The following is a 20,205-nucleotide window of genomic DNA, read 5'->3' as shown; positions in this document are numbered from 1 at the left end:
CCACATATCCACAAAACCCATCCACATCTTGTAGGCGAATATTAGTTCGCCACAAGATATACAGGTTTATTTTCGCAATATTCACAGGTTGTGGATAACTGCTCTTCCTCTGAAAGCACCTTCATCACAGGGGCTGTTTCATATTCATCCACGATTACATCCAAGGCTAATTCTACGTGTTCTTTGCAGCAATATATCATGTTTAATCCCGTCCTTATCACATTTATCTTATTTTTCTGGCATACTGAGACTTTCGTTGCATCAGTCGAAAATCTGCTCTGTTATAGTATGCTCTAATCCATTGATCAACTGTTTAATTATCCACAAGGTCATTCTACCATTAAAAGAAAAAGCAGGAAAGGGAGCTCGCCCTTTTCCTGCTTAGTTATCCACATGTTTACATCTGAGATTCATCTGTCAGCTTGATTGTGGTTTCTTTTTTCTTGCCGGCACGGTAGTAAGTGACTTTCATTTGATCGCCGACTTTTTTCTTATCATAGAGATATTTGCGAAGTTCAAGGATGTTTTTGACCGGTTTGCCATCGAGTTCGGTGATGACATCAAGCTCTTGCAATCCTGCTTGTGCTGCCGGTGTATTTGGCATTACTTTCGCGATCATCACGCCGTTATTGATATCTTTAGGCAATTTCAATGTTTCCTGCTGGTGATAGGCTGGAATGTCGGTTACATCGCGCAGCTGAACTCCCATTGCAGGACGCTTGATTTTTCCGTACTGCTCAAGGTCGCTGATGATTGGCTTCGCGTAGTTAATCGGAATGGACAACCCGATTCCTTCGACAGCTTCCTGAGCAATTTTCATGGAGTTGATTCCGACTACTTGACCGGAGATGTTCACCAAAGCCCCGCCTGAGTTACCAGGGTTGATGGCTGCATCGGTTTGGATGACCTGTGCTTGCCAATCTACTTGTCCATCCTTGTTTAAGTCCATTGGAATGGTTCTTTCAAGGCCTGAGACGATTCCTTGAGTGACTGAACCCGAGAATTGCTGCCCAAGCGGATTCCCGATTGCAATGACAGGCTCACCTGGTTTGAGAGCGTCGGAATTGCCGAATTGTGCAACTGTATCGACTTTGCTTCCGTCAATCTCGATGACGGCAAGATCTGTCCAAGGATCGGTTCCCCTCAGTGTTGCTTTTTCTTTCGTGCCGTCCGTTAATGTCACTTCAAGCTGATCGGCTCCTTCGACTACATGGTTGTTCGTCACGATGTATGCTTTGCCTCCAGCTTTTTTATAAACAATCCCTGAACCGGATCCTGCTGGCTGCTCCTGCTGAGACCAGAAATCCGTCGACTGGATGTTCGTGATTCCGACGACTGCCGGGCTCGCTTTTTGAACGGCTTTTGTCACATCGGTTGTGACATCAAGGGAAACATTCTCTTTCTGGCCGTGGAAAGCCTGGTCGGTTTCCTTCAGTTGTGAATTCGGCTGGACGCTATAAGGGAGTACACCCACATCGGCCAGCTTGGGAAGCGCCACTAAGATTAGGATGGCACCAAGGACCAACCCAACGAGGCTCGCTAAAAAGATGCCTCCTTTATTTCCTTTTTGCTCTTTATAGCGATTCGAACTATCTTGATCATAGTATCCCACGTATAAATCATCCTTTCTTCAATGATTGCTACATATTATTTTGTCTCTCATGATGTCATTATAGTCAGCGACTATTAAAATTTTATTAAAATTTCTTAAAAATCGCCTCGTAATCTATTAAAAAAGGAATGAAAATACAGTTAAGTTTAATTACACCAAACTGTGTCTTCATTCCTCTATATCCTTCATATACATGTTTTAAACATTAAATGGCGACTAATGGGGTCGGAATTTTCGGGTCGGTATCGTAGAGCGCGAATTGTTCACCTACGATGATTCCCCGATCTTGAAGAGTCTGGGATACGCTCATCCTCGCCAGATCCTTCATATTGTTGTCCGTACTCAAATGGGCCAAATAGAAGCCTTTTGTCCGATCGCCAGCCACTTCTCCCATAGCAATGGCAGCATCTTCATTTGATACATGGCCGACATCGCTCAAGATCCTGCGCTTGATATTCCAAGGGTATCTTCCCATCCGGAGCATCTGCACATCGTGGTTGCTTTCAAATACATAATAGTCGGCGTTCTCGATGGTTCCCTTCATCCGGTCGCTGACATAGCCGGTATCCGTGATGACCACGAGCTTCTTATCCCCGTGATGGAACGTATAGAACATAGGCTCAACGGCATCGTGGGAAACACCGAAGGATTCAATATCCAGGGAGCCGAATGTCTTGACCGTTTCCATATCAAATGTGAACTTCTGATCCACCGCAACTTCGCCGATCAGCCTGTCCATCGCATGCCAAGTTTTTTGATTGGCATAGACCGGCAGTTTATACTTCCTCGCTAAAACGCCGATGCCTTTAATATGGTCGCTATGTTCATGTGTCACCAGGATTCCGCTTAAATCCGAAACACTTTTTCCGATCTGTTGAAATAATCCTTCCATTTGCTTTCCGCTCAAGCCGGCATCCACTAGGAATGACTGTCCATCAGCTTCAACGAAAACCGCATTTCCCGTACTGCCGCTGGCCAGTACACTAAAATGCAATGACATACCCGTTCACTCCAATTTTTTATTTATCGTGATGACTGAACCTTCAAAGGCGTTGACAAATAGGTTGTCCTTTTTATCCCCCTGATTGACGACCACATGCCAAGTAGGCGTCAATACTTGCGATTCCGGGGTCTGAACGAGTGTATAATACCCAAGCTCCACATTCGTGATGTTGCTGTCGAGCCGCAGCATCCCTCTATTGAATAAAGTCCCGACGGCTTGAATGGATGAAATAATCTGTTCTTTATTGTATTCATCGATAGAATCAAGCATAGTCTGTTCATAGGAAACTACTTCATTCTTGTCGTTCAGATAAAAGGTCAGTTCTCCATTCACGTTCTCGAAAATCACCTTATCTTTAAACTTCTGCGCATACGTTATTTTTTTACTCTCTTTATTATAACGCCAAAACTGATATTTTTCTCCCCCAATGATGTTGTCCTTAACAAATGTATCAAGGACTTCAGGGTCAAAGTCCGTGCCTAATTTATAAGGTTCATCCAATGTAGAAGAGATTTTAGTATCATTGACGATTATGGCATCCTGTCCTTCAAGCTCATCGAGTTCCTCTTTGGAAAACTTCTTCGTCTTCACACTCAACAGGTAATGTTTTTCTTTCTCCTTATCCTGTGGCAGCGATTCATAGGTGATGCCAGCTTCCTTCAGCTGCTCCTCAATGGAAGCATCCTTCTTCGGGAGATACTGGCTCGTTGTGTTTTTCTTCACCAATTGAGACAGAAGGAACACGTCGAGGATCAAAAAGACTATGATGAAGATCGTTTTCGTTTTATTCCAATCCACCGCTCGTTCCTCCTGCATCATTAATTGATAAGCGAATCCAGCTGCCGCTGTCCATGTAATACCAGGATGGTTCTAAGACGACCGTCTGCGGATTCTGCGGATCCCTTGATAGTTTGTAGCCGATTGTGAAATCTTGAAGCAGCTTCGGTTTGATATCAGGATGATTCTCGAGATAATCCAGTACCTCATATCCATTTGGAAGTGTCACCTTCAGCGCCCAAGGCAATGAAACATCCAAGGTGAAATACGGACGCATATATTTATAGATTTCGTCCTTACCCCAATATTCGGTAATCTCAGACATGCCATCATCATTAAACACCGGCAATCCATTCTTATAAAGAAGGAAAGAAACCATGCTTGTATCAGAATTCAGGCTGAAATAATGGTATTGATCCGTCCATCCTGCATGTCCATTGATAAAATCAATGCTCTTCTGTATTAATTCATGAGGGCTGTCTGTCAGATTGCTTTCTTCTGCGGGATTGATATAAGAAAAATAGTTCGTTAGTTTATTCACCCTCATCAAGCTCGACCCATCCGTAAATTCCTCAAGATTGGCCAGCTGCGACTTCCGGACATCGCTCGGATCGCTGAACAAGGCATTTTTAAATTTATTCACATCAATTTCAGTCATGTAGTATCGAAGCATCGTTAGATCAATCCGTGTCTTCGGCAAGTAAATCGTTTGATGATCATTGATATCATATGGGAAATAAGAAGTATATTTATCCGGTGCCGCGTGGGCAAACGTGTTTTGGAAATTCGTTAAGTAATTCGCTCGGATATTGCATTCATACACCTTGTAGCTGTTAGGCTCATTGCTGATAAAATAAACCACTGATTCCTTTTGAATATTGCTCAAATTAATAACGATTTCATTGAAAGTGACAGAAGGAATTTTCGCCTCTTCAAACTTCAGAGCGCCTTTATAAAGGGTAATGGGCACCTCATCTGGAAAAAGGATCTGAACCTTGCCGTTTGAATGCTGAATATCAAGCAGTTCCGCCCTCGTAACAGAGCTGGTGATGTTGCGAAAATCATAAAATGTCCATTTCTTCATTTCTTCGACAACCCGACTCACTTCAACACCATTGAAAGTCCCATAATGGGCATCATTTTGGTGGAAAAAGATCTTGGAAGGCTTAATCAAACTGGAAGTTTCTTTCTTGTCGCTGATCGTGACTTCACGGAATAGGTTATCCGGATTTGCCACCTCAAGCTCCGGTTGATAAGTCCAGAGATTCCATGTAAGGACAATGCTCGTAATGACAAGGACCGTTAGCAATATTGATTTAATGGTTTCATATCTCATGACCAATCATCCTCTAGCGATGGGTCATATGGAAGAGTAAAATGAATCGTCGTTCCTTTCCCCTCCACACTGGTGGCCCATATTTTTCCGTTGTGTGCTTCTATCATTTCTTTCGCAATCGCGAGACCCAGGCCTGTCCCGCCCATCTGTCTAGTCCTTGCCTTATCGACGCGGTAGAAGCGGTCAAAAATCTTATCGAGCTGATCCTTAGGGATGCCCATTCCTTCATCTGAAACACTAACCTCAATGAAAGGCTCTTTTTCCACAACAGAGAAAGTCACTTTTCTGCCTTGAGGAGAATATTTCAGTGCATTTGAAATGATATTATCCAGCACCTGCGTCAGCTTATCTGTATCAATATCGACATACACATCATCACTGAAGAAATTTCTCGTAAATGTGATGTTTTGATTGATCGTCATTTCAAAGCGGTCAATAATGCGATTGAAAAACTCGATGAAATTGACCCAATCCTTGTTGAGTAGGTAATCTTTGCTGTCCAATCTGGAAAGCTGCAGCAAATCATTAACGAGGCGGATCATCCGCTCCGTTTCATTCTGTGTCACATGCAGGAACTGAGGGGCGATGCCTTCATCCTGCCAAGCTCCTTCGGCTAATGCTTCCAGGTAGCTCCGCATGGTAGTCAAAGGTGTTCGAAGCTCGTGAGAAACGTTCGCAACGAATTCCCGTCTCTCCATATCAATTTTTTCCTGTTCGGTTATATCGTGCAGGACAGTAATCAATCCGTTCACAAATCCAGTTTCTTTTTGGATAACAGAGAAGTTGGCCCGTAAAATATAATGGGTATCCATTGTACTATAATCGAGAATAACTGAATTTTGTTCCACGAGAAGGTCATCAAACGTATACTCTTCTTCCAGACCAAGGACAGAAACGATCGGCTGCGCCAAGACTGTTTCACGTGAAACATCCAAAAGTTTCGAAGCAGGTTCATTGATGAGAATGACCCTTCCTTTTCGGTCTGTGGCGATGACTCCATCTGTCATATAGGAAAGCACGGAAGAAAGCTTGCGTCTTTCCCCTTCTGTCATGGCCTGTGCTTCCTGGAGCTTCTTCGTTAAATTGTTGAATGTAAGGGCCAACTGCCCAATTTCATCATAGCCGTAGACTTTAACTTTCCTCGAGAAGTTCCCTTTGGCCATGGCCAATGCCTGTTTTCGCATATCGGAAATCGGCCTGGTGATCGTCTGAGCGAGAAGGACCCCAAGAACAGCTGTAATGGCCAGCGCAATCGCTGTACCGGTTGTAAAGATGCTGTTGATTTCGTTCATCTGTTCGTAGACAGTATCAATTTTTGCTATTAAATAGATCGCCCCGACCACTTCACCATTATTCTTAATGGGGGATGTCAGAATCCATATTCTGTGTCCAGTAGTATTATCAATGTATTGATGGTTTTCTTCCGTCCCGATGACAAGGACCCGCTTAACGGACCCCTCTGTAGTTCGCTGGCCGACGATCCCCTGATTATTTTGATCAGAGGTCCCGATGATCTCTCTTTTATTATCGATGATCCGAACTTCCTCAATATCGGAAGCTACGAAATCCTGCAGGACCTTTCGAATTGCCTCTTTTTCCGTCGGGTCTTCATCCTGCCGCACTTTAATGATTTCTTCGCGGGCTAAATACTCAAGCAAGTCCACCCGCTCGTAAAGGGACTTCTTAAAGTTGTCGATGAGATTGGATTCGAGCCTATTCACAAAATAGACCCCAATGATCTGCATCGTAATCAAAATCAATAGCATGTAGATCAAAACAAATTTCAGGTGGATGGAACGAAAAAAGCCTACCTTTTTCATCTATTACTCCTGTTCTGGATTGCGAAGGTAATAACCGACTCCTCTTCGTGTCACGATCCATGTTGGATGACTAGGGTTGTCTTCAATTTTCTCCCGCAATCGGCGTACGGTTACGTCAACAGTCCGCACATCTCCGTAATAATCATAGCCCCATACTGTCTGGAGCAAGTGCTCCCTGGTCATGACCTGGCCGATATGCTTCGCCAAGTAATGAAGCAGTTCAAACTCGCGGTGCGTCAATTCGATTGTCTCTCCACGCTTGGAAACCACATAGGCATCCGGATGGATGATCAATGAACCGACAGCGATTTCGTTGTTTTCATCTTCTTCATTCGTCTGGTTGGCAATATGCTGATGACGGCGAAGGTTCGCTTTCACCCTTGCAATCAACTCGCGCGTGCTGAATGGCTTTGTCACATAATCATCTGCGCCAAGCTCCAATCCAAGGACCTTGTCGATCTCTGAATCTTTCGCTGTCAGCATAATGATTGGCATTTCATATTTCTTTCTGACTTCACGGCAAACTTCCATACCGTCGCGGTTTGGCAGCATTATATCGAGAAGGATCAAATCAGGCTTGAATTCTTCTGCCATGCGGATCGCTTCATCTCCGTCATGGGCGCACCAAACTTCATATCCTTCTTTCTTCAAATTGAACTGTAAAATATCTGCAATTGGTTTTTCATCGTCTACAACAAGTATTTTCTTTTCCATAAGGTTTGTTCTCCTTTGTAATAAGCTGTTTTCATAAACAATGTTGTTAAAATCTTTATGCCGATTTTAACGCGAAATTAGCTGTTTGGCGCGTTGCAATAGAGTATCCAGGCTCTTTTCTAGCAAATAAACTATTATGATTGTACAAACTATCCTAATTTAATTTCAAAAGCAACAAAATTTAAGAAAAGAGCCTTGTAATAAGTCATTAGAGCTTACTATTACATAACATACTACCCTTAATTTATCACGTTCTGTCCACGAATTCATCTTTTCACCTAAAAAGCACCAACTTTTCTCGGGAAATAATTTCGTCGGATCCTGTCGAACCAAGGGGGCGTAAATAGTAAAATGCCTCTAGTCAATCACTGGCTAGAGGCATAGTATTTAATATCATCTTTATAGTTTTGTGCGTGGGTTGACCAGCTTGCCGTGGTAGCGTACTTCAAAATGAAGATGCACTCCTGTTGCTTCCCCGGTTTCACCCATAACCCCAATTTTTGATCCTGCAGTAACAGTTTGGCCAACATGGACAGAAACGGAGCTCATGTGAGCATATAACGTTTGGTAGCCGTTTTTATGGTCAATTACCACTTTATTTCCGTATCCATCATCGCTGTAGCCAGCTGTGACAACGACACCATTGTCTGCTGCCTTAATTGTGCGGTCAGAAGGACGAGCAATATCAAGTCCTTTGTGCATCTTGCCCCAGCGGTACCCCATCTCACTGGAGACATATCCGCCGACTGCCGGCCATACAAAGTGGCCAGTTCCTCTGGATGGCACCACTTTTGTACCTTTTTTGACGATGTAGTTGACCGGTTCACTCAATACTTTTTGATCTTTCACTTCTTTTAAGACACGTTCCCCGTTTTGTTCAGAGATGACATAGGTAGTGGCGCTTTTGCCTTCTTTGCCTTCTTGGACTACCTTTGTTTCGCCTTTATACATCGAGCTGTCTTCAACGACCTTCTTTTCATAAGGAACAGGCTCGACTTTATATACTTCCCTCTTCATGATGACATGAATAAGAGGTTCGTAGGCTGTTACATTGATGTCGCTGCCGATCTTTAAAACGGAATCTTCTTTGAGTCCCGGGTTGAGCTTAATCAGCTCTGCAGTGGAAAGGTCATGCTTAGAAGCAATAGCGCCAAGGACATCGCCTTCCTGTACTTGATATTTCTTCTCTTCAAGTGTACCTTTTTGCAGATACTTCGCTGCCTGCTCAGGCTCAAGAATCTTACCAGGTTCTACTGACCCTTTTTCTTCGTTTAAACTTTCTTTGAGGGAAACATCTACTAATCTAGTTTCATCTTCCTTCAATCGTGGTAAAGAAGTGGAAGAAGATTTCTGAGCGTCTAATGCATCAAGCTCTTTTTGGGTAGCATAGGAAAGTTTCAACTGCTTTAACACTTGATCAGCTGAGTCTTTGTCTTTTAAGTAGACAACTGGCTTTCCATCGACTGTAATTGCCACGGCATCGGCAAGAACTGAAACTTGCTCTTCTACTTTCTTAGCCGTTTCATCATTGTCCGCATCTGTTTGAAACACTTGTTCAGGTATGTATTTCAAATTCTTCCCGACTTCCACATGGAATCCGGAATATGCATCGCTGCTGGCTGCTGTCTTTTCATCAATGACTTTTTGAATGACAGCTGGATCTGTGACTGTGCCCATATATTGATCTTTAATATAGACGTGGTAAACTTTGTTCAATCCTGACTTTGAATCATTCGCTGATACAGAGTGGAATGAAAAAGCGGATAGAACAAGAGCAGCAACTGCTGTCTTTTTTATAAGATTAGTAGAAACATTTATATTCAGTTTTGGAAAATTGGATGATACGTTAGACAATTTCTGTCTCCAATTCATTTTCTTTTCCTCCTAAACGCAAAGGCGACCGACCAAAAAACGATGTTATCTAACACGATTGGTACTTTCTGCCTAAAAGCAAATATTCTTACAATTTGACACTCATTTACTTTACCATAAACGCAAGTCAATAGGGCTAACGTCGCTGTAATGTAACATAAATGTATAATAAATTACATTTTGTGACATTTAATCCCTATGAAAACGTTTGCGCTGATAGCGTAAAAAGCCTATTCTAACGGGACTTAGGTAGGATTTTATGCCTAGCAAATGAAAATCTAAAATAAGATTTTATAGAGGAAATAATACCCGGTATTTTTCTCTTAATGTTACAGTTGTGTTACAAAACAGAACAAAAATAAAAAAGCACTGCGAGAGTCATGTCATCGCAGTGCTTTTTAGTGATGGCTCGGGACGGAATCGAACCGCCGACACATGGATTTTCAGTCCATTGCTCTACCGACTGAGCTACCGAGCCTTGTAGTTACGGTTTACGCTAGGCGGCGAATTTCTTCGTCAGCTTCGATCACTCAAGTCCTCACGTGCGTATAGCACGCTCCGGCTTTCGCTCAATCGCTTCCTTGAACTTCTTGCCTATCCTAAACCTTTCATTCTAGATAAGGTATGTAATTATTACTTACCATCCATCTTCTAAAATGAAAATGGCGGTCTGGACGGGACTCGAACCCGCGACCTCCTGCGTGACAGGCAGGCATTCTAACCAACTGAACTACCAGACCAGAGTTTTTCACGAATGTGAAATAACTTTCATTAATTACGAAGCAAAATAAATTTCCATAATTGCTTGTAAACAAATGGTGACCCATACGGGATTCGAACCCGTGTTACCGCCGTGAAAGGGCGGTGTCTTAACCGCTTGACCAATGGGCCAATCTAAAATGGTGAGCCATGAAGGACTCGAACCTTCGACCCTCTGATTAAAAGTCAGATGCTCTACCAACTGAGCTAATGGCTCGAAATAAGATGTTGTTTACAACAAAGATAGATTTCTAGTCCTTGGCATCTACGACGTCCAGATTTCAGAGAGCTTATTCAAGATGCGGCTCAATCTGTACGCTGAAGTGGAGGCAAGGAAGATTATTCGTACGTGCTCTACCAACTGAGCTAATGGCTCGAAATAAGTGCTGTAATCTTCTTAAGAATCTTGTAATCTCGCAGCAACGAAACTAATAATAGCACAGAAATTCGACAAAAGGCAACACTTTTCTTAATATTTTTTAATGAAAGATAAGAAATCAATGGGAACACCGTTATGGTAATCGAAATTCTTCTAATTCGACTCGTAATTAGATCTAATCTGCTCCTTGGTGCGCTATATTTTTGACCACATCAAAATTTGCTCCGAACTTTCGGCCCTGACCGCCGCACTTTGCCGATTTACCCCGCGACTTTTGGCCATAACCAACGAACTTTTTTGTTTCACCCCGCACCTTTTCCCTTCAACCGCTCAACTTTCCTTTTTTTGAGATAAAAATCCCCCAGTCCGAAGGCTGGGGGATTCGCTTTTTCAAATTGTCTTTTGATCTTTTAAAGCCTCTGCGAAAACCGCTTCCGCTTTTCATGATCCAGCTCCAGCGGCTAGAGGCTGGGAGGTTTCCCTCAGCACGCTTACGATAAGTCAACATCGAATCGCTAGCGCTCTTCGTGTTTCCTTTATCTCGCAGCACTTCAGTCCAACCTCGGCGCCTCTAAACAGCCGCTTCCGCTTTTCTATCTATCTCCAAACACTCTGCACTACATTAGTCTGTGTTCTATCCGGACCTACGGAGAAGATGGATAATGGGATGCCTGTCAGCTGGGATACGCGCTCCAGGTAGTGTCTTGCGTTTTCCGGGAGTTCTCCTAGTGTTTTGCATCCTGTGATGTCTTCTGTCCAGCCTGGCAGTTCTTCGTATACCGGCTCGCATTTAGCAAGGATGTTAAGATTAGCCGGGAATTCCTCGATGACTTTTCCATCGTATTTGTAGGCTGTGCAGATCTTGAGCGTTTCGATGCCAGTCAATACGTCGATGGAGTTAAGCGACAAGTCTGTCAGACCGCTGACACGGCGTGCATGGCGTACAACGACGCTGTCAAACCAGCCGACACGGCGCGGGCGTCCTGTTGTTGTACCGTATTCACGGCCGACTTCACGGATTTGGTCGCCGATTTCGTTTGTCAATTCTGTAGGAAATGGACCATCGCCGACACGTGTTGTGTAAGCTTTGGATACACCGACGACATGATTGATTTTAGATGGACCTACGCCAGATCCGATGGTTACTCCCCCTGCAACTGGGTTGGAGGATGTAACGAATGGATATGTCCCTTGGTCGATATCGAGCATGACACCTTGTGCACCTTCAAATAGGACGCGGCGCCCTTCGTCTAGTGCATCGTTCAACACAACAGATGTATCGCAAACATATTTCGCGATTTGCTGTCCGTAATCAAAGTATTCCTCAAGGATTTCTTCAATTGTGAATCCATCTGTTTCATAGAACTTTTCAAGAAGGCGATTTTTCTCTGCCAGATTGCGCTCAAGCTTCTCTTCAAAGGATTCTCGGTCCAAAAGATCGGCGATGCGGATTCCGCTGCGTGCCGCTTTATCCATGTAAGCTGGGCCGATTCCTTTTTTCGTTGTACCGATTTTGTTTGCGCCTTTGCGTTCTTCTTCTACTTCGTCCAATTTAATGTGGTAAGGAAGAATAACATGTGCACGGTTGCTGATGCGCAGGTTGTCCGTTGTGATTCCGCGGTCATGGAGATATTTCAGCTCCTGAACAAGTGCTTTCGGATCCACGACCATTCCGTTTCCGATGACGGAAATTTTTTCATTATAGAATATTCCAGATGGGATCAAGTGCAATTTATACGTTTCACCGTTGAATTTAATTGTATGGCCCGCATTGTTTCCGCCTTGGTAGCGTGCGATGACCTCTGCATTTTCTGAGAGAAAATCTGTAATTTTCCCTTTTCCTTCATCTCCCCATTGTGTTCCAACTACAACTACTGAAGACAATATGAAGCACCTCCGCATGAACTACTTATGTAGCCCGCTATTATCAAACATACTAAGTTTACCAGCGATATGTAGGAAAAGTCAACGAAAACACGAACATTTATATTAAAACACTCAAATTCGTTCGTAATTATTCGGAAACAAACCTGTAATAATAATTAGAAAAGGCCAGCCTTTAGGCCGACCTTTTTATTATGCGCCAGGTGGGACGGAAGTATCATCAAACCGCCGCTCCAAATTGACGAATTTATTATATTCTTTCACAAATGCCAATGAGACGGTTCCGACAGGGCCGTTACGCTGCTTGGCAATGATGATTTCGATAATGTTCTTGTTTTCGGATTCCTTATCATAATAGTCATCCCTGTAAAGGAAGGCTACGATATCGGCATCCTGCTCGATACTTCCGGATTCACGGATATCGGACATCATCGGGCGTTTATCCTGACGCTGCTCCACTCCACGGGAAAGCTGAGAGAGCGCGATGACAGGGACTTGCAATTCACGTGCAAGCTCCTTCAGGGACCTCGAGATTTCAGATACTTCCTGCTGGCGGTTCTCGCCTGAGCGGCCGCTTCCTTGAATCAATTGAAGGTAATCAATCAAGATCATGCCCAGGCCATGCTCCTGCTTAAGCCTTCTGCATTTGGACCGGATTTCCGTGATCCGGATCCCTGGCGTATCATCGATGAAGATGCCTGAATTTGATAAGCTTCCCATTGCCATGGTCAGCTTGCGCCAATCCTCATCCGTAAGGGAACCTGTACGAAGGTTTTGGGCGTTGATATTGCCTTCTGCACAGAGCATACGCATGACCAGCTGTTCAGCTCCCATCTCCAAACTGAAGATGGCGACATTTTCTTCTGTCTTCGTAGCTACGTTCTGCGCAATGTTCAAGGCAAAGGCGGTCTTACCAACTGACGGACGGGCCGCAACAATGATTAAATCATTGCGCTGAAATCCGGCTGTCATCCGGTCAAGTTCAGCAAATCCTGTGGCAATCCCCGTAATATCTCCTTGTCGGTTATGGAGCAATTCGATATTGTCATAGGTCCTGACGAGAACATCCTTGATATTATGGAAAGCACCTGCATTTTTCCGCTGGGCCACTTCCATGATATTTTTTTCCGCTTCGCCAAGGAGGGCTTCCACTTCGTCTTCCCTTGAGTAGCCGTCTTTCGCAATGTTGGTCGCTGTACGGATCAAACGGCGAAGAAGGGATTTCTCTTCTACGATCCTTGCATAGTACTCAATATTTGCGGCGGTCGGGACGGCAGCAGCAAGTTCACTTAAATAAGAGATCCCGCCGACATCCTCCAGTTCTTTGGCAGCCCCAAGCTCTTCGGATACTGTGATTAAGTCGATCGCTTTCCCGACATCACTCAGCTTCAGGATGACATTATAGATCTTTTGGTGGGAACTCCGATAGAAATCATCCGGAATCAGGACTTCGGATGCTACAGTCAACGAGGCAGGCTCGAGAAAAATAGCCCCAAGCACGGCCTGTTCTGCTTCGATATTTTGCGGCGGTATTCGATCATTGAACAAATCACTCATATTTATAACCTCCTTCTCTTGAAGGATAATAGTAAAATCCCATTAAAAAATGTGATCAAGAGCCAGGCATATGCAGCCTGGAACACTCTATTCCCTGATCACATTTTCTTCTTTTATTCTATTGTATCAGAAAGTTGTTTTTCTGAAATTGGAAATTTTAGTTTTGGCTGTTTTCGTAAGCATCGTTGTTAAAATCTTAAAGCCGATTTTAACGTGAAAATACCTGTTTTATGCGTTGGTATGGAGTATCCAGGCTCTTTTCGAGCTGAATTTTTTGCATAGATTGCATAAGTTATCCTGTTTTAATTCATAAAGCAACAAACTTTGAGGAAAGAGCCTTAGTTTTCCTCTTTAACATGGACATTCAAAGTGGCCGTCACTTCTGTATGCAGCTTCACAGGAACCTTTGTGTAGCCAAGCGTGCGGATGGCATCGTCCATTTCAATTTTGCGCTTATCAATTTTGATATTACTCGCTTTTTTCAATGCTTCAGCAATCTGTTTGCTTGTGATGGAGCCGAACAGGCGGCCGCCTTCTCCACTTTTAGCGGAAAGCTCAACCGTGACTTTTTCCAGCTTTTCTTTCAGCTTTTTCGCTTCTTCAAGCTCTTCTGCTGCCAATTGTTTTTCTTTATTTTTCTGCGCATCCAGCGCTTTTTGATTTCCTGATGTTGCTTCAACTGCTAAGTTATTTTTAATAAGGAAGTTATGCGCGTAGCCATCTGCTACATTTTTAATTTCGCCTTTTTTTCCTTTTCCTTTAACATCCTGCAAGAATATTACTTTCATGATTTCGTTCTCCCTTCCAAATATTCATTAATAGCTTCCTTCAATCGCTCTTCCGCCTCTTCAATCGAGACGTCTGTCAATTGTGTAGCTGCATTTGTCAAATGTCCTCCGCCTTCAAGCTTTTCCATGATGATTTGAACATTGATATCGCCCAGTGACCTTGCACTGATTCCGACAACACCATCAGCCCGATTGGAGATGACGAATGAAGCGATCACTTCATCCATCGTCAGAAGGGTATCAGCGGCCTGGGCAATCAGAACAGGATCATATACCGCGTCTTCCTTCCCTTTCGCTATGGCGATTCCTTCTTTGAAAAACTTAACGGATTCAATTAGTTTTGAGCGTTTGATATAGGTGTCCACGTCTTCCTTAAGGAATTTTTGGACTAGGACTGTATCTGCTCCTTGGCCTTTCAGATAGGAGGCAGCATCGAATGTCCTCGACCCGGTCCTGAGTGTGAAGCTCTTTGTATCGACGATGATTCCCGCCAACAGGGCAGTAGCTTCGAGCATGTTGATTTTCTCATGCTTCGGCTGGTATTCGAGTAGTTCGGTAACCAGCTCGGCAGTGGATGAAGCGTAAGGCTCCATGTAAACCAAAAGCGGATTCAGAATGAAGTCCTCTCCACGTCGATGGTGATCGATAACCACTTTGTTCTCCACTTTGTTCACAAGCTTTTCCTCGATCACAAGGGCTGGCTTATGAGTGTCCACAATGACAAGGAGTGTATCCTCGGTTGCCATTTCCAAAGCTTCCTCCGGTGTGATGAACCGCGAATATAGATCGGGGTGCTGCTTCATTTCACGCAGCATCCGCTTGACGCCTGTATCAATATCGGAAAAGTCCAGGACGATATACCCTTCCTTCTGATTCATCTTCGCCACTTTCTGGATGCCGATTGCAGCTCCGATAGCATCCATGTCAGGGTGCTTATGCCCCATGACAATGACTTTGTCGCTTTCAAGGATCAATTCCTTCAATGCGAGTGAAATAACCCTGGCACGTACTCTCGTGCGCTTTTCCATAGGGTTCGTCTTGCCGCCGTAGAACTTTACTTTTCCGTTCGGCTGTTTCATTGCGACTTGATCGCCGCCTCGTCCCAGCGCCAAATCGAGGCTCGACTGTGCAAGTGCACCGAGCTCAGGCAGAGAAGACGCGCTCACGCCTACGCCGATACTTAAGGTTAATGGAACGTTTTGTTTAGATGTTAATTCCCTCACATCATCCAGGATGGAAAACTTATCTTTTTCCAGGACTTGAAGGATCTTCTCATTCATGACGCCCACGAAACGATCGGAAGAAACCCTTTTGAGGTAGATTCCATATTCGTTGGCCCACTTGTTCAAAGTCGAAGTCACCATGCTGTTGAGGCTGCTTCGCATTTGATCGTCCATGCCCTGTGTAAGGTCATCATAGTTATCGAGGAAGATTGTCGCAATGACCGTTCTTTCTTCCTCATACATTTTTTCGATTTCGGATTGTTCGGTCACATCGAAGAAATAGAGAAGTCTTTCTTCGGCTTTTAAAATCACCCGGTATTTTCTATCGTTGATCATGATCGTTTCCGTATTCACTTCTTGTTTGATCAACGGAACGATCGCCTCTGCCACATCATATAAAGACCGCCCAACAAGCGAATCTTCATTGAGGCAGGAAGCGAGATAAGGATTGGTCCATTCAATGTAGTAGTCATCATTGAACAGCATGATCCCGATCGGCATTTCCATCAAAGCTTCTTCCCCGACGCGCTTCACCCGATAAGAAAGGGTCGATATGTATTCCTCTATCGCATCATGGGATCTCTGTTCAAAGTACAGCACCAGATAGAATAGAGCCCCGAAAAGGAGGACCGCTATTAAGCTGACCCACCACTTATAAAAGACTAGAATGCCGATCAAGGCCAGAGAAATGGCCATCAATCCATACAGCGGAAAACGAAGCATCCGCTTTTTATAATAAGAAGGCATGATTTCAGCTCCTAAAACTTGAAATTGACGCCGTTTTGCTTATCGCTGGAATCTTTGGCGCATTGCAAATCCCAGATCCAGCATGCCTAAAATCGATACCAGGGAAAGCATTTGGAACGTAATGATCGTCAGGATCACAGCCACTGCATTTGGTACATTTTTATTATGGCAAATGAAGTAAATGAACGACAACCCTTGGAGGTAAAATAGCGTCAGCAGCATAAACGAGACGTTCAGCAAGGCAGAATGGGCAAACCCTGACTCTGTTTTTCCAACCAAAAGGCTTATGACAATAGTAATTAAATAATACCATAATAAGCTTTTCGGTAGTTGCATTTGTCGAAAAGGCTTGAAGACCGGGACATCGACGTGGAACCTTCTGGCCAATGGAAAATTGACGGCCATGAGGAGGACGACCAGTAAAAACGAACCCATCACGAATAAAGACGGCATCAACGTTTTAACCAGACCTGCCATCGCATCAAGCTGCGACGTCACCCGCGGATCCACTGTCTGCCCAAATTTCTCCATCAAGTCAACAGACTGATTGATGGAAGTTTGGACCTGCTTGAGCATATCGTCAATGAACTTCATATTGAATATAACAGCTGCAACTGCATACTGCACAATTAAATTGATTAAGAAAACGAAGCTTGAAACTGCGTATGTAAATAACTTGCTTTTCTTATATCTGATGCACAACCCCATTGCTATCCCTGTTGTCCCGTACATGATCGTCAAAGGCAGATTCATCACCGTACCGACGACAGCAGACAGGATAAGTGCCCCGATAAACAGGACGAATGAAAACTTAGCAGGGTGCTTAGCACTATAATATAGAAATGGGAATATTAAAAATAAGTTGGCGACCAAAGACAGCAGCGGTACATAAATGGTAATCAACAATAAAACCAGATAAACCGCAAGCATCAGCGCCCCTTGCGTTAATTGCCGCGCTTGATTCACAGCTTCACTCCTATTCCGTAAAAAATCCATACCTCTATTCTATCCGCTGGAGGTCCCCGATTCAACTTTCCGCTATGAGTTTACCTTAGGTGACAGGCAATTAGAAAAGCGCAAGCGCCTTGGTCAGCCCGACCCGCATAAGACGAAACTCGAAGGAAATCCTGATTTCCGTAGAGGTACGGCTTATGACCTCGAGGGGCTAGGAGCTGGAACTGGACAGATTTACACTCCGATTTTATCCTTACTTAGCTATAAAAAAAGACAGCGAGTTAAACTCGCTGCCTTATCCGATCATTATTCACCAGATACGTATGGTAGTAATGCCATAGTACGTGAGCGTTTGATAGCAATCGTTAATTTACGTTGGTATTTAGCGCTAGTACCAGTTACACGACGAGGAAGAATCTTCCCGCGTTCAGAGATGAATTTTTTCAATAAATCGACGTCTTTGTAATCGATGTGTGTAATACCGTTAGATGTAAAGAAACACACCTTTTTACGCTTACGTCCGCCTCTGCGTCCACCTGCCATTTGATTTCACTCCTTTTCTTCCAATGGGATACGTTTTAGAATGGTAGATCGTCGTCCGAAATATCGATAGGTTGTCCATCGTTTGCAAACGGATCTTCATCTAAACGAGTATAGCCTTGGTTATTGTTATTGCTGCGTTGATTCTGATTCTGATTTTGGTTTTGATTGAATGGATAGTCTTGATTGCGCTGGTTTCCGCCGCCGCTAGAGCTTGCGTTCCCGCGATCTTGATTATTGGCATTCTTTGGCTCAAGGAATTGTACGCTTTCTGCCATCACTTCCGTGACGTAGACTTTGCGTCCATCCTGTCCTTCATAATTTCGAGTCTGAATCCTGCCATCTACACCTGCGAGGCTTCCTTTCTTTAAGAAATTCGCCACGTTCTCTGCAGGACGGCGCCAGATTACACAGTTAATGAAATCCGCTTCCCGTTCGCCTTGCTGATTCGTAAAAGAACGATTCACGGCTAATGTAAATGTTGCAACGGCTACGCCACTTGGTGTGTAGCGAAGCTCAGGATCTTTTGTTAGCCTTCCGACTAAAATGACACGGTTCATCATCAGAATCAACCCCTTTCTCCCAAAATAGCTGTCTCGGTTATGGAAACAATTTTTTAGAAGTATTTATAAAAATACGTTTAATTATTGTTCGTTCTTAACTACGATATGACGGATAATATCGTCGCTGATCTTAGCAAGACGGTCGAATTCTTGAACCGCTTCTGTACCAGAATTAACGTTTACGATTTGGTAGAAACCATCACGGAAGTCGTTAATCTCGTATGCAAGACGACGCTTACCCCAATCTTTTGACTCGATGATTTCCGCGCCGTTTGAAGTTAGGATGGTAGAGAAACGCTCAACAACTGCCTTCTTTGCTTCTTCATCAACACTTGGGCGGATAATGTACATTATTTCGTACTTTTTCATCAGTATGTCACCTCCTTATGGACTATGCGGCCCTTTTGAAAGGGCAAGGAGCAATATAATTATTACTCACAAGTTGTAATTATATCAGAATCACCCGGGTTATGCAATATAATCTCTAATTCCAATCTAAAGCAAAAGCTGCCCGAGAAAACTCCAGGCAGCTTAGGATAAATTATACGTTGAAACGGAAGTGAATGACATCTCCGTCTTTAACGAGATATTCTTTTCCTTCCAGTCTTACTTTCCCTGCTTCTTTGGCCGCTGTCATGCTTCCGCCTGCCATCAAATCATCATAGGAAACCGTTTCGGCACGGATGAATCCGCGTTCGAAGTCTGTATGGATGACTCCTGCACATTCTGGCGCCTTCATGCCAAGACGGAATGTCCATGCACGAACTTCCTGGACGCCGGCAGTGAAGTAAGTAGCCAATCCAAGAAGGTTGTAAGCGGCACGAATCAACTGATCAAGGCCGGACTCTTCAATGCCAAGCTCTTGAAGGAACATCGCTTTTTCATCTTCGTCCAATTCGGCGATTTCTTCTTCGATTTTTGCACAGACGACAATCACTTCCGCATTATCATTTGCAGCGAATTCGCGTACTTTCTGAACATATTCGTTGTTTGAAGGGTCCGCAATTTCATCTTCTCCAACATTCGCTACATAAAGAACCGGTTTTGTTGTAAGTAGGTGAAGGCCTTTTACTGTTTTCATCTGATCGTCAGAGAATTCAACCGTGCGGGCAGGCTTTTCGTTTTCCAGTGCTTCCTTGATTTTCACAAGCACTTCCTGTTCAGCCAAAGCTTCTTTATCCTTTTGCTTCGCAAGCTTTTCAACACGGCTTAAGCGCTTATCGACAGATTCCAAGTCAGCAAGGATCAATTCCAAGTTGATTGTTTCGATATCGTCAATCGGATCGACCTTACCGGAAACGTGCGTGATATTATCATCTGCAAAGCAGCGGACCACTTGGCAGATTGCGTCTACTTGGCGAATATGGGATAAGAATTTATTTCCCAATCCTTCCCCTTTGCTCGCTCCTTTTACAATTCCGGCAATATCCGTAAATTCAAAAGCAGTCGGAACTACTTTTTTCGGCTGAACCAATTCAGTCAGCTTGACCAGACGATGGTCTGGAACCTCTACAATCCCTACGTTTGGATCGATCGTACAAAATGGATAGTTGGCAGATTCTGCACCTGCTTTTGTTATCGCGTTGAACAACGTGGATTTTCCTACGTTCGGTAAGCCTACAATTCCTGCTGTAAGTGCCATGAAACGTCACTCCTCTTCAAAAATTCATCTATTTA

Annotated in this window: 17 protein-coding genes and 4 tRNA genes; all 21 read right to left on the bottom strand. The window is 43.9% G+C overall.

What is annotated here, in order from left to right:
- Window positions 1–41: 41 nt before the first annotated feature.
- Entirely contained in the window at window positions 42–200 is a 159-nt protein-coding gene (locus DFR59_RS14700) for a CxxH/CxxC protein (RefSeq protein ID WP_114746426.1), read from the bottom strand.
- 197 nt (window positions 201–397) lie between these two features.
- Window positions 398–1,612, bottom strand: a complete 1,215-nt coding sequence (locus DFR59_RS14695) for a S1C family serine protease (RefSeq protein ID WP_114746425.1) — start codon at window positions 1,610–1,612, stop codon at window positions 398–400.
- 205 nt (window positions 1,613–1,817) lie between these two features.
- Window positions 1,818–2,612 carry an MBL fold metallo-hydrolase gene (locus DFR59_RS14690; RefSeq protein ID WP_114746424.1) on the bottom strand — a complete coding sequence of 265 codons (795 nt, stop codon included), beginning with the start codon at window positions 2,610–2,612 and terminating at the stop codon, window positions 1,818–1,820.
- A 6-nt stretch (window positions 2,613–2,618) separates the two neighbouring features.
- The gene (locus DFR59_RS14685; RefSeq protein ID WP_158538398.1) at window positions 2,619–3,413 is read right to left on the bottom strand and encodes a two-component system regulatory protein YycI; all 795 of its coding nucleotides are present in this window, start codon (window positions 3,411–3,413) and stop codon (window positions 2,619–2,621) included.
- Window positions 3,400–4,728 (bottom strand): YycH family regulatory protein, encoded by a 1,329-nt coding sequence (locus tag DFR59_RS14680; protein ID WP_114746422.1) that lies wholly within the window; start codon window positions 4,726–4,728, stop codon window positions 3,400–3,402. Before DFR59_RS14680 ends, DFR59_RS14685 begins: the two co-directional genes overlap by 14 nt.
- Window positions 4,725–6,548, bottom strand: a complete 1,824-nt coding sequence (walK, locus tag DFR59_RS14675; protein WP_114746421.1) for a cell wall metabolism sensor histidine kinase WalK — start codon at window positions 6,546–6,548, stop codon at window positions 4,725–4,727. The genes DFR59_RS14680 and walK overlap by 4 nt, the downstream gene beginning before the upstream one ends.
- A 3-nt stretch (window positions 6,549–6,551) precedes the next feature.
- Window positions 6,552–7,262, bottom strand: a complete 711-nt coding sequence (gene yycF / locus DFR59_RS14670) for a response regulator YycF (RefSeq protein ID WP_114746420.1) — start codon at window positions 7,260–7,262, stop codon at window positions 6,552–6,554.
- Between the two features lie 399 nt (window positions 7,263–7,661).
- Complete coding sequence (locus DFR59_RS14665; RefSeq protein ID WP_114746419.1) at window positions 7,662–9,134, bottom strand: peptidoglycan DD-metalloendopeptidase family protein; 1,473 nt, start codon at window positions 9,132–9,134, stop codon at window positions 7,662–7,664.
- 405 nt (window positions 9,135–9,539) lie between these two features.
- Window positions 9,540–9,612, bottom strand: a tRNA-Phe gene (locus DFR59_RS14660).
- Window positions 9,613–9,797: 185 nt separating this feature from the next.
- Window positions 9,798–9,874, bottom strand: a tRNA-Asp gene (locus DFR59_RS14655).
- A 76-nt stretch (window positions 9,875–9,950) separates the two neighbouring features.
- A tRNA-Glu gene (locus DFR59_RS14650) sits at window positions 9,951–10,025 on the bottom strand.
- A gap of 9 nt (window positions 10,026–10,034) precedes the next feature.
- Window positions 10,035–10,110 (bottom strand) — tRNA-Lys (locus DFR59_RS14645).
- A 759-nt stretch (window positions 10,111–10,869) separates the two neighbouring features.
- Window positions 10,870–12,156, bottom strand: a complete 1,287-nt coding sequence (locus DFR59_RS14640) for an adenylosuccinate synthase (RefSeq protein ID WP_114746418.1) — start codon at window positions 12,154–12,156, stop codon at window positions 10,870–10,872.
- Window positions 12,157–12,348: 192 nt separating this feature from the next.
- Window positions 12,349–13,713: a replicative DNA helicase gene (gene dnaB / locus DFR59_RS14635; protein WP_114746417.1), complete on the bottom strand. Its 1,365-nt coding sequence runs from the start codon at window positions 13,711–13,713 to the stop codon at window positions 12,349–12,351.
- Between the two features lie 338 nt (window positions 13,714–14,051).
- Window positions 14,052–14,501 carry a 50S ribosomal protein L9 gene (gene rplI, locus DFR59_RS14630; protein WP_114746416.1) on the bottom strand — a complete coding sequence of 150 codons (450 nt, stop codon included), beginning with the start codon at window positions 14,499–14,501 and terminating at the stop codon, window positions 14,052–14,054.
- Complete coding sequence (locus DFR59_RS14625) at window positions 14,498–16,471, bottom strand: DHH family phosphoesterase (RefSeq protein WP_114746415.1); 1,974 nt, start codon at window positions 16,469–16,471, stop codon at window positions 14,498–14,500. Before DFR59_RS14625 ends, rplI begins: the two co-directional genes overlap by 4 nt.
- 39 nt (window positions 16,472–16,510) lie before the next feature.
- Entirely contained in the window at window positions 16,511–17,437 is a 927-nt protein-coding gene (locus DFR59_RS14620; RefSeq protein ID WP_158538397.1) for a YybS family protein, read from the bottom strand.
- A gap of 294 nt (window positions 17,438–17,731) precedes the next feature.
- The gene (gene rpsR, locus DFR59_RS14615; protein ID WP_114746413.1) at window positions 17,732–17,968 is read right to left on the bottom strand and encodes a 30S ribosomal protein S18; all 237 of its coding nucleotides are present in this window, start codon (window positions 17,966–17,968) and stop codon (window positions 17,732–17,734) included.
- 35 nt (window positions 17,969–18,003) lie between these two features.
- Window positions 18,004–18,528 carry a single-stranded DNA-binding protein gene (gene ssb / locus DFR59_RS14610; RefSeq protein ID WP_114746412.1) on the bottom strand — a complete coding sequence of 175 codons (525 nt, stop codon included), beginning with the start codon at window positions 18,526–18,528 and terminating at the stop codon, window positions 18,004–18,006.
- Between the two features lie 81 nt (window positions 18,529–18,609).
- Window positions 18,610–18,897, bottom strand: coding sequence for a 30S ribosomal protein S6 (gene rpsF, locus DFR59_RS14605; protein ID WP_114746411.1), 288 nt, complete (start codon window positions 18,895–18,897; stop codon window positions 18,610–18,612).
- Between the two features lie 172 nt (window positions 18,898–19,069).
- Complete coding sequence (ychF, locus tag DFR59_RS14600; protein WP_114746410.1) at window positions 19,070–20,170, bottom strand: redox-regulated ATPase YchF; 1,101 nt, start codon at window positions 20,168–20,170, stop codon at window positions 19,070–19,072.
- Window positions 20,171–20,205 lie beyond the last annotated feature (35 nt).

Origin of the sequence: Falsibacillus pallidus (assembly GCF_003350505.1) — a bacterium.
GTDB classification, from domain to species: domain Bacteria; phylum Bacillota; class Bacilli; order Bacillales; family DSM-25281; genus Falsibacillus; species Falsibacillus pallidus.
This window is presented reverse-complemented; position numbering and strand designations above follow the sequence as displayed.

Excerpts from the sequence above, each read along its gene's own strand:
- DFR59_RS14690 (WP_114746424.1), bottom strand. The coding sequence starts at position 2,612 with ATGTCATTGCATTTTAGTGTACTGGCCAGCGGCAGTACGGGAAATGCG.
- walK (WP_114746421.1), bottom strand. The coding sequence starts at position 6,548 with ATGAAAAAGGTAGGCTTTTTTCGTTCCATCCACCTGAAATTTGTTTTG.
- rpsF (WP_114746411.1), bottom strand. The coding sequence starts at position 18,897 with ATGAAAAAGTACGAAATAATGTACATTATCCGCCCAAGTGTTGATGAA.
- DFR59_RS14700 (WP_114746426.1), bottom strand. The coding sequence starts at position 200 with ATGATATATTGCTGCAAAGAACACGTAGAATTAGCCTTGGATGTAATC.
- rpsR (WP_114746413.1), bottom strand. The coding sequence starts at position 17,968 with ATGGCAGGTGGACGCAGAGGCGGACGTAAGCGTAAAAAGGTGTGTTTC.
- dnaB (WP_114746417.1), bottom strand. The coding sequence starts at position 13,713 with ATGAGTGATTTGTTCAATGATCGAATACCGCCGCAAAATATCGAAGCA.
- rplI (WP_114746416.1), bottom strand. The coding sequence starts at position 14,501 with ATGAAAGTAATATTCTTGCAGGATGTTAAAGGAAAAGGAAAAAAAGGC.
- ssb (WP_114746412.1), bottom strand. The coding sequence starts at position 18,528 with ATGATGAACCGTGTCATTTTAGTCGGAAGGCTAACAAAAGATCCTGAG.
- DFR59_RS14665 (WP_114746419.1), bottom strand. The coding sequence starts at position 9,134 with ATGAATTGGAGACAGAAATTGTCTAACGTATCATCCAATTTTCCAAAA.
- DFR59_RS14625 (WP_114746415.1), bottom strand. The coding sequence starts at position 16,471 with ATGCCTTCTTATTATAAAAAGCGGATGCTTCGTTTTCCGCTGTATGGA.
- yycF (WP_114746420.1), bottom strand. The coding sequence starts at position 7,262 with ATGGAAAAGAAAATACTTGTTGTAGACGATGAAAAACCAATTGCAGAT.
- DFR59_RS14680 (WP_114746422.1), bottom strand. The coding sequence starts at position 4,728 with ATGAGATATGAAACCATTAAATCAATATTGCTAACGGTCCTTGTCATT.
- ychF (WP_114746410.1), bottom strand. The coding sequence starts at position 20,170 with ATGGCACTTACAGCAGGAATTGTAGGCTTACCGAACGTAGGAAAATCC.